General features: G+C 71.2%; 11 protein-coding genes and 1 pseudogene. 5 read left to right on the top strand and 7 right to left on the bottom strand.

Going from position 1 to position 15,142, the window contains the following annotated elements; all coding sequences use genetic code 11:
• A pseudogene (locus E5N76_RS30330) lies at positions 1-166 on the top strand (IS630 family transposase); the annotation flags it as partial.
• Positions 167-218: 52 nt separating this feature from the next.
• Here the strand turns inward: E5N76_RS30330 and E5N76_RS06740 are convergent.
• The 3 genes from E5N76_RS06740 to E5N76_RS06730 all read right to left on the bottom strand — a co-directional run bounded on the left by E5N76_RS06740 (position 219) and on the right by E5N76_RS06730 (position 2,157).
• On the bottom strand, positions 219-1,151 hold the full coding sequence (locus E5N76_RS06740; protein ID WP_149536501.1) for a sugar kinase: 933 nt from the start codon (positions 1,149-1,151) through the stop codon (positions 219-221).
• 5 nt (positions 1,152-1,156) lie between these two features.
• Complete coding sequence (locus E5N76_RS06735) at positions 1,157-1,786, bottom strand: bifunctional 4-hydroxy-2-oxoglutarate aldolase/2-dehydro-3-deoxy-phosphogluconate aldolase (RefSeq protein WP_149536500.1); 630 nt, start codon at positions 1,784-1,786, stop codon at positions 1,157-1,159.
• 77 nt (positions 1,787-1,863) lie between these two features.
• Positions 1,864-2,157: a hypothetical protein gene (locus tag E5N76_RS06730; protein WP_149536499.1), complete on the bottom strand. Its 294-nt coding sequence runs from the start codon at positions 2,155-2,157 to the stop codon at positions 1,864-1,866.
• Between the two features lie 167 nt (positions 2,158-2,324).
• Between E5N76_RS06730 and E5N76_RS06725 the strand changes: the two genes are divergently transcribed.
• Complete coding sequence (locus tag E5N76_RS06725; RefSeq protein WP_149536498.1) at positions 2,325-3,629, top strand: hemolysin family protein; 1,305 nt, start codon at positions 2,325-2,327, stop codon at positions 3,627-3,629.
• Between the two features lie 174 nt (positions 3,630-3,803).
• On the opposite strand, the gene E5N76_RS06720 is transcribed toward E5N76_RS06725, so the two are convergent.
• The gene (locus E5N76_RS06720; protein WP_187830016.1) at positions 3,804-5,417 is read right to left on the bottom strand and encodes an ABC transporter substrate-binding protein; all 1,614 of its coding nucleotides are present in this window, start codon (positions 5,415-5,417) and stop codon (positions 3,804-3,806) included.
• A gap of 187 nt (positions 5,418-5,604) precedes the next feature.
• On the opposite strand from E5N76_RS06720, the gene E5N76_RS31565 reads away from it, so the two are divergent.
• The gene (locus E5N76_RS31565) at positions 5,605-5,898 is read left to right on the top strand and encodes a cation transporter (RefSeq protein WP_235907594.1); all 294 of its coding nucleotides are present in this window, start codon (positions 5,605-5,607) and stop codon (positions 5,896-5,898) included.
• 224 nt (positions 5,899-6,122) lie between these two features.
• Here the strand turns inward: E5N76_RS31565 and E5N76_RS06710 are convergent, their stop codons facing one another.
• Positions 6,123-7,496: an LLM class flavin-dependent oxidoreductase gene (locus tag E5N76_RS06710; protein ID WP_235907593.1), complete on the bottom strand. Its 1,374-nt coding sequence runs from the start codon at positions 7,494-7,496 to the stop codon at positions 6,123-6,125.
• 353 nt (positions 7,497-7,849) lie between these two features.
• Between E5N76_RS06710 and E5N76_RS06705 the strand changes: the two genes are divergently transcribed.
• A complete protein-coding gene (locus tag E5N76_RS06705; protein WP_149536496.1) occupies positions 7,850-8,809 on the top strand; it encodes a Bug family tripartite tricarboxylate transporter substrate binding protein in 960 nt (319 codons plus the stop codon).
• Between the two features lie 260 nt (positions 8,810-9,069).
• On the top strand, positions 9,070-10,044 hold the full coding sequence (locus E5N76_RS06700; RefSeq protein WP_149536495.1) for a Bug family tripartite tricarboxylate transporter substrate binding protein: 975 nt from the start codon (positions 9,070-9,072) through the stop codon (positions 10,042-10,044).
• A gap of 231 nt (positions 10,045-10,275) precedes the next feature.
• Here the strand turns inward: E5N76_RS06700 and E5N76_RS06695 are convergent, their stop codons facing one another.
• Positions 10,276-11,481, bottom strand: coding sequence for an efflux RND transporter periplasmic adaptor subunit (locus tag E5N76_RS06695; protein ID WP_149536494.1), 1,206 nt, complete (start codon positions 11,479-11,481; stop codon positions 10,276-10,278).
• Entirely contained in the window at positions 11,474-14,668 is a 3,195-nt protein-coding gene (locus E5N76_RS06690; RefSeq protein WP_149536493.1) for an efflux RND transporter permease subunit, read from the bottom strand. The genes E5N76_RS06695 and E5N76_RS06690 overlap by 8 nt, the downstream gene beginning before the upstream one ends.
• Between the last annotated feature and the right edge of the window lie 474 nt (positions 14,669-15,142).

The raw sequence follows: 15,142 nt of genomic DNA, 5'->3' as shown, positions 1-15,142 counted from the left end.
CCTGAACCCGATCGAGCAACTCTTCGCCAAGATCAAGCACCTCATGCGCGCCGCCGAGCAGCGAACTATCGGCACCACCTGGCGCAAGGTCGGCGCCATCCTCGACCTCGTCAGCCCAACCGAATGCGCCAACTATCTCGCCAACTCAGGATATGCTTCCGCCTAAACACAGCATGCTCTAGAGCGGTTTCGCGCTGCACAGTCAGCGTGAAACCGCTCTAGGAGGTGGAGCCCCCAAGCAGCCCCAGCACCTCCTCCCGTCGCGGAATCGGCGCGATGGCGCCATAGCCGGTGGTGGAGAGCGCCGCGGCGGCATTGGCATAGCGCGCCGCTGCTTCCGGCGCGTCACCCGCCACCCAGCGCGCCAGGAAGGCGCCGGCGAAGGTGTCGCCCGCGCCGGTCGCGTCCACCGCCTGGACCTGATGGGGCGGGATGCGAAGGCGCGTCCCCGGCGTTGCCACCCACACCCCCTCCCCGCCGCATTTCAGCAGCACCAAAGGGCAGCCGAGCCGCAGGTAGAAGTCCAGCACCGCTTCCGGCGCCTCCTTCCCCGTCAGCACCCGGGCATCGTCCAGCGAGGGCAGGGCGATATCCGCCTGGGCGATCGCCGCATGGATCACCGCCGCCGCCCGTGCCGCGGGCCACAGGCCGAGGCGGAGGTTGGTGTCGTAGGACAGCGCCACCCCCGCCGCCCTGGCCACGGCGATGGCATGGAACACCGCGTCGCAGGCGCTCGGCGAGATGGCCTGGGAGATGCCGGAGACATGCAGCACCCGCGCGGCGCGGATGGCGTCCTCCGGGATCTCGGCCGGGGTCAGCAGGCTGGCGGCGCTGCCGCGGCGGTAGAAGGTGAAATGGTGGCCCGCCGCGTCATGGGTGACGGTGTAGAGGCCGGTCGGCGCCTCTGCCCGGCGCAGCACGTGCCGTGCATCCACGCCTTCCCGCTGCCACAGCGCCAGGAAGGAGTCGCCCGGCCGGTCCTGGCCGATGGCGGTGAGATAGCCGGCGCTGGCCCCCTGGCGGGCGGCGGCGATGGCGGCGTTGCTGGTATCCCCGCCATGGCCTTCCAGGTAGAGCACCCGGCCGCTGCCATCCGGCGGAAGCTGGTTCAGCTCCAGCATCGGCTCGCCGAGGCAGAGGATCGCCGCCATGGCGGTCAGGCCTGCATCAGCCCGAGCGCGTCCCGCGCGGCGCGGGCGATCGCGGCGCGGTTGCCGGCGGCGATCGCCGCCTCATCCACCAGCTTGCCGCCGATGCCGACGAAGGCGGCGCCGGCCGCCAGATAGGCCGGGGCGTTGGCGGCATCGACGCCGCCGGTGGGGCAGAACACCGCCTCCGGGAACACGGCGCGCACCGCCTTCACATGCGCCGGGCCGCCGAAGGAGGCAGCGGGGAAGATTTTTACGACCTCGGCGCCGGCGGCCAGCGCGGCGCGGATTTCCGTGGGCGTGGCGGCGCCCAGCATGGCGCAGGCCCCGGCCGCACGGGCGGCGGCGGCGATCTCCGGCGCCACCCAGGGGGTGACGAGGAAGCGCGCCCCGGCCGCCAGGCAGGCCTCCGCCGCCGCCTGATCCGGCACGGTGCCGGCACCGATGACGAGGTCCGGCTCCACGGCCAGGCGGCGGATCAGCCCCACCGCATCCGGCGTGGTGAGCGTGATCTCCAGAATATGCATGCCTTCCGCCCGCAGCCAGTCGCAGGCGGTGGTGGCATGCGCGGCGCTGTGGGTGCGGATGACCGGCACCACCCGGGCGCGGCGGAATTCGGCGATCAGCGGGTGCGGCATCTTCCGGGGTCCTCCCGCCCCCATCCTGCGGCGGATGGCGGAAGGAGGCCAGCGCGCGGGCGGCGCGCCCGGGGCGTTCAGGCGTTGGCGGCGAGCAGCATCCTGTCGGCGGTGGCTTCCAGCACGCGGGCGGCCTGGTTGGCGCCGGCGACCGCACTCGCGGTGCGGTCCAGCTCCGCCACATAGCCGGTCATGCTGCCCTCCAGCCCGGCCATGGCGCCGGAAAGGGCGCCGAGCTCGGCGCGCAGCCCGGCCACCGCGGCGGCCTGCTCGGCCAGCGCCACTTCCAGCCCGCGCAGCGCGCGGCGCAGCCGGTCCTCCGGCCGCTCCGGGAAGGCGAGCACGGTCGCGGCGATGGGCTGGTCCGACATGCTGCGCGCTCCTCATCCGGGGATGAAGAAAGAGTAAATGCGGCGCCCGTGCCTGTCCAGAGAAATGGTTAATAAATTGATACAGCGTCCCAGGACGTGATCCATGCCGGCATCGCTCCGCGGCCGCAGCCCTGCCGTCCTGCCGCCGAAGGCGGTATAGGCTGCGCATGGATACCGTCATCGAACTCGCCATCCTGCTGCTCCTGGTGGCGCTGAACGGCGCCTTCGCCCTCAGCGAGCTGGCGATCGTCTCCGCCCGGCGCGGCCGGCTGCTGACGCTGCAGCGCATGGGCAGGCCGGGCGCCACCGCCGCCCTGGCCCTGGCGGAGGACCCGCAGCGCTTCCTGCCGACCGTGCAGGTGGGCATCAGCCTGGTCGGCATCGTTGCCGGCGTCTTCGGCGGCGCGCGGCTGGCGGGGCCGCTGGCGGAGCTGCTGGCGAAGATCCCGGGCTTCGCGCCGCTGGCGACGGAGACGGCCTTCTTCCTCGTGGTCGTCGCCATCACCTATGCCAACCTCATCCTCGGCGAGCTGGTGCCGAAGCAGCTTGCGCTGCGCGACCCGGAGAAATTCGCCGTGGTGGTGGCGCGGCCCATGGCCTGGCTGGCCCGCTGGACCGGGCCGGTGGTCTGGGTGCTCGGGCAATCCTCCAACCTCTTCCTGCGGCTGCTCGGCGCCACCGGGCCGCAGGACCAGGCGGTGACGGAGGAGGAGGTGAAGGCCGTGGTCGCCGAGGGCGTGGAGGCCGGCGCCCTGGAGCGCGAGGAGCGGCACATGATCGAGCGCGTGCTGCGCCTGGCGGACAAGCCGGTGCGGGCGCTGATGACGCCGCGCAACGACGTCGCCTGGATCGACCGCAACGCCACGGCGCCCGACATCGCCGCCGCCATCCGCGCCCATACGGTGACGCGCTTCGTGGTGGCGGATGGGCGGATCGACAATGTGGTCGGCGTGGTGGTGGCGAAGGACCTGCTGGACCTGGCGCTGGAGGGCGAGGCGCTGAGCCTCGGCCGGGCGCTGCGCCAGCCTTTGGTGCTGCCGGACAATCTCTCGGCGATGGATGCGCTGGAGCGGATGCGGCATGACCCGCTGGGCATCGCCCTGGTGCTGGACGAATACGGCAGCTTCGAGGGGGTGGTGACGGCGAGCGACCTGCTGGAGGCGATCATCGGCGAGCTGGGGCCGGAGGAACAGCCGGCGACGCCGGGCGAGGCGGTGCAGCGGGCCGATGGCAGCCTGCTGCTGGACGGGATGATGCCGAGCGACGAGCTGCGGGCGCGGCTGGACCTGCCGGAACTGCCGGCGCGCGGCACCTACCACACGGTGGCGGGGCTGATGCTGGCGCTGCTGCGCCGGGTGCCGCGGGAGGGGGACCGGATCGTCTGGGCCGGGTGGCGTTTCGAGATCATCGACATGGATGGGCGGCGGGTGGACAAGGTGCTGGCGAGCAAGGAGGAGCTGCCCGCGGCGTGATTCCGAGAGGGGGCTCTCCCCCTCTCGGGCATCGGACGCAGTGCGTCCGATCCACCAAAGGCCGAAGGGCCTTTGGAAACCTTGAGTTTGGGCTGCGACCGTCGGGTCCAGGCTCAGGGGTTCAAAGGGCCGTTCGGCCCTTCGCAGGTGGCGGGCTGCGGCACGGCCGCAAACTCAACGCCGGATCGTGACCTGCGTCAGATCCTGGTACCAGCTCTTCGCCTGGAAGAAGCCCTGCACCTCCGGCCGCAGCGCCCGCGGGTTCACGTCATGCACCACCCACAGCCAATAGGCATTGTCCACGACATGCTCGTGCACGCGGGCGAGGAGCTTGTCGCGCTCCGCCTCGTCGAAGGTCCGCGTCGCCTGGTCCAGCAGCGCCTGCAGCGGCGGCTCGCAGATGCCGGACCAGTTCAGCCCCTCGGGCGGCGCGGCGTCGCAGGAGAAGAAGCGCTGGAAGGCATCGAAGGGCGTGGAGATGCCCATGCTGTTGTTCAGCGCATGCAGCCCGCGCGCGCTGGCATCCAACGGCCCCTTCACCCGCTGGCCACGCAGCGCGTTCCACTCCACCACCTCGAATTTCAGGTCGACGTCGACATTGCGGAGCTGCTGCTGCACCACCTCGTTCATCGGCAGGGGCTGCATCTGGCCGGAGCCGGAGGGGGAGATCATGAAGGTGATGCTGAGCGGCTTGCGCGGGCCGTAACCGGCCTCCGCCAGTAGCCGCTTCGCCTCCGCCGGATCGTAGCGGATCCGGAAGCCCGGCTTGCCGAACCAGGGGCTGTCCGGCAGGACCATGCCGGTGGCCGGCACCGCCATGCCGCCGAGCAGCGCCACGATCTCGTCCCGGTTGACGGCAAGGTTCAGCGCGCGCCGCACCCGCACATCCGCCAGCGGCGTGTTCTCCCCGGCGATGCGGAGGATATAGGGCCAGATATGCGGGTAGGGGTTGGTCTTGATGACCATGCCCTGGGCGCGCAGCGCCGGCACCGCGTCGGGCGGCGGCGCCTCGATGAAATTCACCTGGCCGGAGAGCAGGGCGGCGACGCGGGTATTGGGATCCGGGATGGGCAGCAGCAGCAGCCGTTCCACCTTCGGGCGGCGCGGCACGTCCCAGTATTCCGCATTGGGCACCAGCACGGCGCGCTGCCGCGGCGTGATCTCCTGCGCCCTGAAGGGGCCGGTGCCGGAGGGAGAGCGGCTGAAGGCGTCCCAGCCGCCCAGCTTCTTCCACTGCGCCGGGCTGGAGATGTGGAGGAAGACGATCTGGTCCAGCAGGTAGGCATCCGGCGTGCCGGTGCCGATGGCCAGCTTGTGGCTCTCGATCTTCCGCCAGCTTTTCACGCTGGGGATGCGGAAGGCCAGGGTCAGGCGCTGCTGCGGGTCGTAATGCGGGGCGTTGCGGTCCAGCAGCTTCTCGAAATTCCAGATCACCGCATCGGCGTCGAATTCCGCGCCGTCGTGGAATTTCACGCCGCGGCGCAGCTCGAAGATCCATTCCGCCTGGTTCTCCGGGTTCTGGTACCAGCGCTCGGCGAGGCCCGGCACGATGTGCGGAATCTCGCTCTCCTGGTTCAGATTCCAGTAGACGAGGCTGTCATAGAGGGTGAAGCCCATCCAGCGGATGCCCTCGGCGCCCTGGTCCGGCGCGCCGCGGGTGGTGGGGATGTCGGCGGCGGTCATGCCGATGCGCAACTCGCCGCGCGCCTGCTGGGCGGTGGCGCGGCCGGCAGCCAGCAGGGCGGCGGCAAGGGCGAAGCCGCCGCGGCGTGTCGTCTCGAAATTCATGGCGTGCTCATCCTGGCGGCACCGGCGTGCGGCAATGGGTGAAAGCGGCCCGCATCCGCGACGGGATGCGCGCTTGACGTAAGGGGCATGGCGGCCTTTCCAGAGCGGAGCGACCCGGCTTCGATCACCTCCGGCGCCGGGTGGAAAGCAATCGGCATGCCGGTGGCGGTGGGACGGTGCTGGCAGCATGGCAAGGGTGGAGCGGATGGATGACGGGCTGCGCCGGAGGGTCGCCTGGGTGGCGGCGCTGAACCTCGGCTATTTCGGCGTGGAATTCGCCGTGGCGCTCGGCATCGGCTCCGTCGCGCTCTTCGCCGACAGCGTGGATTTCCTCGAGGACGCCTCGGTGAACCTGCTGATCCTGCTGGCCCTGGGCTGGCCCGCGCCGGCGCGGGCGCGCCTCGGCATGGGGCTGGCGCTGCTGCTGCTGGTGCCGGGGGTGGCGACGCTGTGGACGGCCGGCGGGAAGCGGGCAGCCTGATGCGGGCGGCCTTCCTCTCAGCGCGGAATGACGCGATGGCCGATCTCGCCATCATCGCGGCCGGCCTGGTACGGCGTTCCTGTGGCGCAGCGCCTGGCCGGACCTGGTGGTGGGGCTGGGGATCGCGGCGCTGAACGCCGACGCGGCGCGCGAGGTGTGGCAGGCTGCGCGGCAGGAGGCGCGGGCAGCGAAGGCCTGAGGCAGGGCGCCGCCCCGGCCTGCGCCTATTCCGCCGCTTCCGGCCGGGCGGCGTGGCGGCTGACCGGCCGCGCCAGGCCCAGATGCTCGCGCAGCGTCGTCCCCTCATAGTCCCGCCGCAGCAGCCCCCGCTCCTGCAGGATCGGCACCACCAGCTCGACGAAATCCTCCAACCCCTCCGGCAGGTGCGAGGGCTGGATGAGGAAGCCGTCCGAGCCGTGGTTCAGGAACCACTGCTCCATCTCATCGGCGATCTGCACCGCGCTGCCCACCAGCGTGCGCTGGCCGCGCGCGCCGGCGAAGCGCTGGTAGAGCTGGCGGATGGTCAGCTCCTCTTCCCGCGCCCAGCGCAGCACGTTGCGCAGCGCCGTGGTGCTGCCATTGGTGGTCATCGCATAGGCCGCTTCCGGCAGCTTCGCATCCAGGTCGTAGGGCCTGAGGTCGAAGCCGCCGAGGGCGTTGGAGAGCAGCTCCAGCCCCACATCCGGGTGGATCAGCGCCTGCAGCGCGGCGTGCTTCTCCTTCGCCTCCGCCTCGGTGCGGCCGGGGATGGCGTTCAGCCCGGGCAGGATGAGGAGCTGGTCCGGCGTGCGGCCGTATTTCGCCATGCGCCCCTTCAGGTCGCGGTAGAAACCCTGCGCGCCTTCCAGCGTGTATTGCCCGGTGAAGACGCCTTCGGCGAAGCGCGCCGCCGCCTCCTTCCCCGCCTCCGAGGAGCCGGCCTGGAACAGCACCGGCTGGCCCTGCGGCGAACGCGCCACGTTCAGCGGCCCGCGGACGGAGAAATGCTCGCCCTTGTGGTGCAGGTAATGCAGCTTCGTGGGATCGAAATAGGTGGCGCTGGCGCGGTCGATCAGGAAGGCGTCGTCGTCCCAGCTATCCCACAGCCCCTGCACCACCTCGGTGAATTCGAGGGCGCGGTCATAGCGCTCGCCATGCTCGAAATGCGCCTCCCGGCCGAAATTATAGGCTTCGGTGAGGTTGGCGGAGGTGACGACGTTCCAGCCGATGCGGCCCTTGCTGATCATGTCCAGCGAGGCGAAGCGGCGGGCGATGTTGTAGGGCTCGTTGTAGGAGGTGGTGGCGGTGCAGACGAGGCCGATATGCTGCGTCGCCACGGCGAGCGCGGCGAGCAGCGTCGTCGGCTCGAAATAGGCCATGTATTGCGGCCAGCGCTTCAGCGCGTCCAGGTTGCCGTCGCGGGTCGCCACCGCATCGGCCAGGAAGATCATGTCGAAGCGGCCGCGCTCGGCGATGCGGGTGATCTCGATGTAGTGGTCGATGTTCAGCCCCGCATCGGGCTGCGCGCCGGGATGCAGCCAGGAGGCGACATGATTGCCGGTGGGGTGGAAGAACGCGCCGAGATGCATCTGGCCACGACGCGCCGGAGACGATGCCATGCTGAGCCCCTGCCGGATGAGCGCAGCCGCTGGGATGCGGGCTGCCGCTGCTGCCGACACAACTAGACCATGATGGCCGCGCGCTGAAGGGTGCATGTGGCGCAGCCCGTTGACCGGGCGCGGGATTTCGGCGGGGCGCGGCGTGACGGCGTGGAGGCCCTGCCGGGTGGCCGGCACCTGCGCCGCCAGGCCGGCGGCCTGCACCGCCCTGCCGCCCGGGGCCGGGCCTTGCCGCCGCGTTGACGGCGGCGACCCGCTGCGGCAGCCTTCCGGCCAGCAAGAGCGAGCATGGCGGCAGCGCCGGCAAAGGCAGCCCTGGCGCCGCGTCGGCGCCAGCTGCCCCGGGGGAAACGATGAGGAGATACCTGGCCGCTTTGGGCGCGGCGCTGGTCCTGGCGCTGCTTGCCGGGCGTGCGGAGGCCTTTCCGGACCGGCCCCTGCGCCTGATCGTGCCCTTCGGCGCCGGCGGCACCACGGACATGGTCGGCCGCCTCTTCGCCCAGGAGCTGGGGGCGGCTTTGGGCCAGCCCGTGGTGGTGGAGAACCGGCCGGGCGCGGGCGGCAATATCGGCTATGCGGTGGCAGCCCGGGCGGAGCCGGATGGCTATACGCTCCTCCTGGCGGGCACCGGCATCACCAGCAGCCCCTTCCTCTACCGGTCGGTGCCCTACCGGCTGGAGGATCTGGCGCCGGTCAGCCTGCTGGTCTCGGCGCCCAACGTGCTCATCGTCCGCAACACCCTGCCCGCCCGGTCCGTGGCGGAATTCGTCGCCCTGGCGCGCAGCCGGCCGGGCGAGCTGGTCTATGCGACGGCGGGCGTCGGCAGCTCCTCCCATGTCGCTAATGTCCTGTTCCACCTCGCCGCGGGGCTTCGGCTGGAGCAGGTGAATTACCCGGTGGGCGCCGCCGCCTTCGTCGACCTGCTCGCCGGGCGCGCCGACACCATGATCTACCCGCTGCCGGAGACGCTGACCTATATCCAGTCCGGCCGCGTCAGGGCGCTGGCGGTGACCGCGCCCACTTCCGTGGCCGCCGTCCAGGGCGTGCCCAGCATGGCGGAGGCCGGGTTCCCGGCGGCCGAGCTGGTCGGCTGGTACGGGCTCTTCGCGCCGGCGCGGACGCCGGAGCCGATCCTCGACCTGCTGCATCGCCACCTGGCGGCGATCCTCGCCAGGCCGGAGCTGCGGCAGCGCACGCAGGCGCTGAGCGCCGACCCGATGCCGGCAAGCCGCGTGGAATTCGGCGCCTATCTGGAAGCGCAGACGGCGCGCTGGTCGCGCTTCGTGACGGAAACCGGCGTGCGGGCCGATTAGAGCGTGATCGGTTGAGGTCGAATCGACCGAAACCGTGAATCACGCCACCGAACAATGAGCTAGAGCGGGGCGGGTGAGCGCAGCCCAACCGATCCCGCTCTAGAGCGTGACCGGGTGAGGCCGCATCGGCCGGTCCCGCTCTGGCGCGTCTTCCCGGGCGCGGCCCGCCCCCGGCCTGCCCCCCTGCCCCGGGTCGCGCGGATGGTTCCCCGCCCGGGGCATTCCTGCTCTCATCCCGGGAAAACCGGGAGGAACCATCCATGCGCCCGCCTCGCCGCGCCGTGCTCGGACTGCTCGCTGCAGCCCCGGCCCTCGCCCAGCCCCGGCTTCAGCCCGCCCCCTGGCCCGGCCGCCCGCTGCGCTGCATCGTGCCCAGCGCCGCCGGCGGCTACGAAATCTATGCCCGCATCCTGGCGCCGCGCCTCTCGGAGCTGCTCGGCCAGCCGGTGGTGGTGGACAACAGGCCCGGCGCCAATGGCACGATCGGCATGCAGGAGCTGCAGCGCAGCCCGGCCGACGGCTACAGCTTCATGTTCGCCCATGTCGGGGCGATCTCCATCGGCACCGCCATCTACCCGAACATGCCGCTGGACCCGGTGGAGGACCTGGCCGCAATCGCCGTCGCCGTCACCTCGCCGCTGGTCTGGTCCGCGAACCCCGGCGCGCCCTTCCGCAGCCTGCCGGAGATGGTGGCGCGGGTGCAGGAGGAGCCGGGCGCGCACCGCTACGGCCTGCCCGCCTCCGGCAGCATCCCGCATCTGGTGGCGGAGGATTTCAAGCGCCGCCATCGGCTGGACCTGCCGGCGGTGCCCTATCGCAGCACGCCGCAATCGCTGCTGGCGGTGATCGCCGGGGAGGTGCCGGTGACGGTGGACAGCCTCGGCGCCAGCCATGGCCATCTGGTCTCCGGCCGGCTGCGGGCGCTGGCCGTCACCGGCCGCACCCGGTCGGACCGGCTGCCGGAGGTGCCGACGGCGCTGGAGGCCGGGCTGGATACGCGGGAATGGGTCGCCTGGTACGCCTTCATGGCGCCCAAGGCGACGCCGCCGGAGGTGATCGGGCGGCTGAACGCGGCGGTGAACCAGGCTTTGCAGGAGGCGCCGGTGGCGGGCCGCATCCGCGAGCTGGGGGCGGCCCCCCGGCTTTCCACGCCGGCGGAGACGCTGGAATTCATCCGGGCGGAGAAGGCGGAATTCGGCGCCATCGCCCGGGCCGGGGGGATTCGGGTGGAGTAGCGGGTGGGAGTTGCTTCGCTCCATGCTCGCGGCAGGGGGCGCTGCCCCCCGCACCCCCGCCGGGGAGGCGGGCGCCTCCCCGGACCCCGGCGTGAGTTTCAGACCCGACGGTTGAACCTGGAGACTCACGGCGGGATCTGGGGGGAAGCTCTTTCTCCCCGGCGGCGGTGCAGGGTCGCGGGCACTGGCCGCGACGTCCTCTTCGCGGGGGTTCGGGAGCCAAGCCCCCGTTCACCCCTCCGTCGGCCGCACCTGGTCCCCGCTGCGGATGGCGTCGGAAGGGCTGTCGATCACCCGGTCCCCCCGCTCCAGGCCGGATGCGATGTCGAGCTCGGCGCCCAGGTCGCGGGCGATGCGCACCGGCTTCACCACCACCCTGCCCTCGGCATCCACGACGGCGATGGCGGTGCCGCTGGCGCGGAAGATCAGCGCGCTGGCCGGCACGCGGAGCTGCGGCGCGGCGCTGGCCTGGGGCGGCAGCTCCAGCCGCACCTGGGCATAGCCGCCGGGCTTCAGCGCGCCATCCGCATTGTCCACGGTGAACTGCACCAGCATGGCGCCGGATTGCACATCCACCGCATCGGCGGTGCGGGTCAGCTCCGCGGTAAAGCTGCGGTCGGGATATTCCGGCACGCTGAACTCGGCCTTCATCCCCTGGCGGATGGAGCCGGTATAGGCCTGCGGCACGCGCACATAGAGCCGCAGATGGCTCATATCGGTCACGGTGAAGAGCGGCGGCGAGCTGGTGCTGCCGGAGACGATCAGCCCGCCCACATCGATGGCGCGGCTGGTGACGGTGCCGTCGAAGGGCGCGGTCACCTGCTTGAAGCCGGTCAGGGCACGCAGCCGGTTTACCTCCGCCTCCGCCTGGCTGAGCTGGGCGGTGCGCGCCGCCAGGTCGCCCCGGCGCTCATCCGTCGCCTGCTGGGAGACGACGGCGCGGGCGTTCAGCTCGTTCCAGCGCTGGGCGGTGCGGGCGGCGAGGTCCCGCTGGGCGCGGGCGGTGGCGACGGCCGCCTCCGCCGCGGCCAATTGCTGGTCGAGGTCCGGCGTGTCGATCAGCGCCAGGACCTGGCCGGCCTGCACCCGGTCGCCGATATCGGCGAGGCGGCGGGCGACGAAGCCATTGGTGCGGGCATAGACCGGCGCCTCCGCCCAGGCCTGCAGCCGGCCGGGCAGGGTCAGCGGCCGCGGCGCCACGGCGCTGGGCTGGATGATGCGCACGCTCGGCACCGCGACGGCGGCGGTGACTTCCCGCAACTCCTCCTCCGCGTCGAGCCGGGCGCTGACCTTGAGCGCCCCGGCCCCGAGCAGCGCCAGCAACCCGAGGCAGAGCACCAGCCCCACCCGGCGCGGGCTGGCGGCAGGCTGCTCGGCCTCGGTTCCGGCCGCGGGAGGCTCGGCCGGCTGGGTTTCTGGCACGGGCGCTTCAGGCATGGGCGGTGGCTCCTCCCGGGCGGACGGCGCTGGCGGCATGGCGCCGCCGCCCGTGGATCATGGCGAAGACGGTGGGAACGAAGATGAGGGAGGCGCAGGTGGCGACCAGCAGCCCGCCGATCACTGCGCGGCCGAGCGGCGCGTTCTGCTCGCCGCCCTCGCCCAGGCCGAAGGCCATGGGCGCCATGCCGATGATCATCGCGAGCGCCGTCATCAGCACCGGGCGGAAGCGGGTGGTGCCGGCCTCGAAGGCGGCGATCGCGGCATTGCCCACCGCCTCCAGCCGTTCCCGCGCGAAGCTCACCACCAGGATGGAATTCGCGGTGGCAACGCCCATGCACATGATGGCGCCGGTCAGCGCCGGCACGGAAAGCGGCGTGCCGGAGAGGAAGAGCATCCAGGCGATGCCGGCCAGCGCCGAAGGCAGGGCGGCGACGATGACGAAGGGGTCGGCCCAGGACTGGAAGTTGATGACGATGAGCAGGTAGATCATCACCACCGCGCCGAGCAGGCCGAAGCCCATGCCGGTGAAGGCGGTGGTCATGGTCTGGTACTGGCCGCGCAGGGTGACGCGGACGGCGGCGGGCTTCTCCGCATCCAGTTTCGCGATCTCCCGCTGCACGGCATCGGCCACGGCGCCGAGGTCGCGGCCCTGGGTCGCGGCATAGACGCTCACCATGGGCTGGATGTTGTACTGCGAGACGACGGAGGGGGAGTTCGCGCGCACCAGCGTACCGAGCGCGCCGAGCATCTGCGGCTCCGGCGCACGCGGGCCGGTGACGGGGAGGGATTCCAGCTCCTCCATCGTATCGGCCAGGTATTCCGGCGTCTGCGCCACCACCGGGTAGGTCACGCCGTTGGCCGGGTTCAGCCAGTAGACCGGCGCGGTCTGCAGGGAGCCGGCGATGGCGCCGGCCAGGCTCGTGGTCACGTCGCGCTCATCCAGGCCGAGCGCATTGATGCGGGTACGGTCGGCCAGGAAGCGCAGGGTGGGGCTGCCGGCGGGCTGCTGGATGCGGGCGTCCACCAGCCCGTCGATGCCGCGGATGGCGCGCAGGATGCGCTGCGCATGCTCCTGGTTCTGGGCGATGTTGGGGCCGGTGACCTGCACCTCGATCGGCGCCGGCGCGCCGAAATTGAGGATCTGGCTGGTGATGTCGGCGGGGAGGAAGGAGAAGGTGACGGTGGGGAACAACCGCGGCAGCTCCAGCCGCAGCCGGCGGATATGCTCGGCCGTCGGCCGGTGGTCGTGCCTGAGGCTGATGAGGATGTCGCCATCCATCGGGCCGACCGTGCCGGAGGAGCTGTAGGTGACGTTGATGGTGCTGTTCGGCAGGCCGATGCTGTCGACGATGGTGTCGATCTCCTCCGGCGGGATCAGCCGGCGGATCTCCCGCTGGATCTGGTCGAAGAGGGCGGAGGTTTCCTCGATGCGGGTGCCGGCGGGGGCGCGGGCATGCAGCGCGATGGTGCCGCTATCCACCTCGGGGAAGAAATTGCGGCCGAGGAAGGGTACCAGCGCCAGGCTGCCGAAGGCGAAGATCAGGAAGAGCAGCAGGGTGGTCCAGCGCAGCCGGATGGCGAGGCGCAGCACCCTGCCATAGCCCAGGCGGAAGCGTTCGAATTGCGTCTCGAAGCCGCGCTGGAACCGGCCGAGGAGATGGGTGGGCGGCGGCGCGTGGCCATGACCGTGCAGCCCGCCGGCATGCGGCTTCAGCAGATAGGCCGCCATGGTCGGCACCAGGGTGCGGGAGAGGATGAAGGAAGCAACCATGGCGAAGACCACCGACATCGCCATGGGCACGAAGAGGAAGCCGGAGACGCCGGGCAGGAAGAACATCGGCACGAAGACGATGCAGATGCAGAGCAGCGAGACGAAGGCCGGCACCACGATCTGCTGCGCCCCGTCCAGGATGGCGGTGCGGACGTCCTTCCCCTGCTCCAGGTGCCAGTTGATGTTCTCGATGGTGACGGTGGCGTCGTCCACCAGGATGCCGACGGCGAGCGCCAGGCCGCCCAGGGTCATCACGTTCAGCGTCTGGCCGAAGGCCGCCAGGGTGAAGATCGCCGCCAGGATCGCCAGCGGGATGGAGGTGGCGATGATGACGGTGGAGCGCCAGGAGCCGAGGAAGAGCAGGATCATCAGCGAGGTCAGCGCCGCGGCCAGCGCGCCCTCGAAGGCGACGCCGGTGATGGCGGCCTTCACGAAGATGGACTGGTCGTTCAGCGGCGCGATGCGGAGCTGCGAGGGCAGGCTCGGCATGAGCTGCGGCAGCATGGCGAGGATGCCGTTCACGATGCTGATGGTGGAGACGGAGCCGTTCTTCAGCACCGTCATTAGCACCGAGCGCTGGCCGTCCACATGCACCACGTTCTGCTGCGGCTGGGCGCCGTCCCGCACATTGGCGACGTCGCCGATGGTGAGCGTCGCGCCATTGACGGTGCGGATGGGCAGCGCCGCCAGCTCCGCCACCGTGCCGGGGGCGTTGTTCAGCAGCAGGTTGTACTGGTAGTCGCCGATTTTGACGAAGCCGGCGGGGGTGATCTGGGTCTGCGCCGCGATGGCGTTGCCGACATCCTGCGCCGAGAGGCCCTTGGATTGCAGCGCCTGCGGGTCGAGGTCGATCTGGATCTGCCGGGTGCGGCCGCCCGCCGGGCCCGGCATGGCGGCGCCCGGCACGGTGACGAGCTGGGGCCGGATGAAATTCGTGCCGAGGTCGTAGAGCTGCTGCTCATTGAGCCCGACCCCGGAGAGGGCGAGCTGCAGGATGGGCACGGTGGAGGCGTTGTAATTCAGGATCAGCGGCGGCGTGGTGCCCGGCGGCAATTGGCGCAGCAGGGTCTGGGAGACGGCGGTGACCTGGGCATTGGCAAGGCGGACATCGGCGCCCGGCTGGAAGAAGATCTTCACGATGCCGAGGCCGGGATAGGAGGTGCCCTCGATATGCTCGATGTCGTTCACCGTGGTGGTGAGCGAGCGCTGATAGGGGGTGAGGACGCGGCCCGCCATGTCCTCCGGCGTCAGCCCGTTGAAGGTCCAGCCCACGGCGATGACCGGCACGGGGATGTTGGGGAAGATGTCCGCCGGGGTGCGCAGCGCGGCGAGGCCGCCGCCGAGCACGATCATCAGCGCCATCACCACGAAGGTGTAGGGACGCGAGAGGGCGACGCGGACCAGCGCGATCATGCGGCGGCCCCAGGGGCTTGGGCTGCGGCCCCGGGCCGGCGAGCCGGCAGCAGCCCCCCCGCCCGCGGTTGCGCCCCCCCAGCCTGCGAGCAACAGGAAGCTGCCAGGACCGCCTGGTCCGTATCCGAGGCATCCATCGCCGTCCTTCGCCTCCGGAAGAGGTCTCCGCCGACCGTCGCAGAAAGGATAACCGATCGGATTATCGACGATAACACCACCCGACGGCCGGGGCATCCATGGCCGGACACTGCCTTACAGGAGGTGTCCTGGACATGAACTGCTCTTTCACTGGGCGATGTGCCGTGATGTCTGCCGCCTTCTTGCTCGGGCGGACATGGGCGGCGGGGATGGGCGCCTCGCCCTCCTGGGGTCGGATCCCAGCCTCGCCGGCCGCGATCGGGCCGGGCCGGCCCCCGAGCGGCGGGCGCCATTGTCAGAGTATGGTAGCGCACAATTCAAATTTTAACGAAACCA

The sequence above is a fragment of the Siccirubricoccus phaeus genome (genome assembly GCF_008360935.1).
GTDB lineage: Bacteria > Pseudomonadota > Alphaproteobacteria > Acetobacterales > Acetobacteraceae > Siccirubricoccus > Siccirubricoccus phaeus.
Note: the sequence above shows the minus strand (reverse complement) of the source record. Positions and strands in the feature narration are given on the sequence as shown.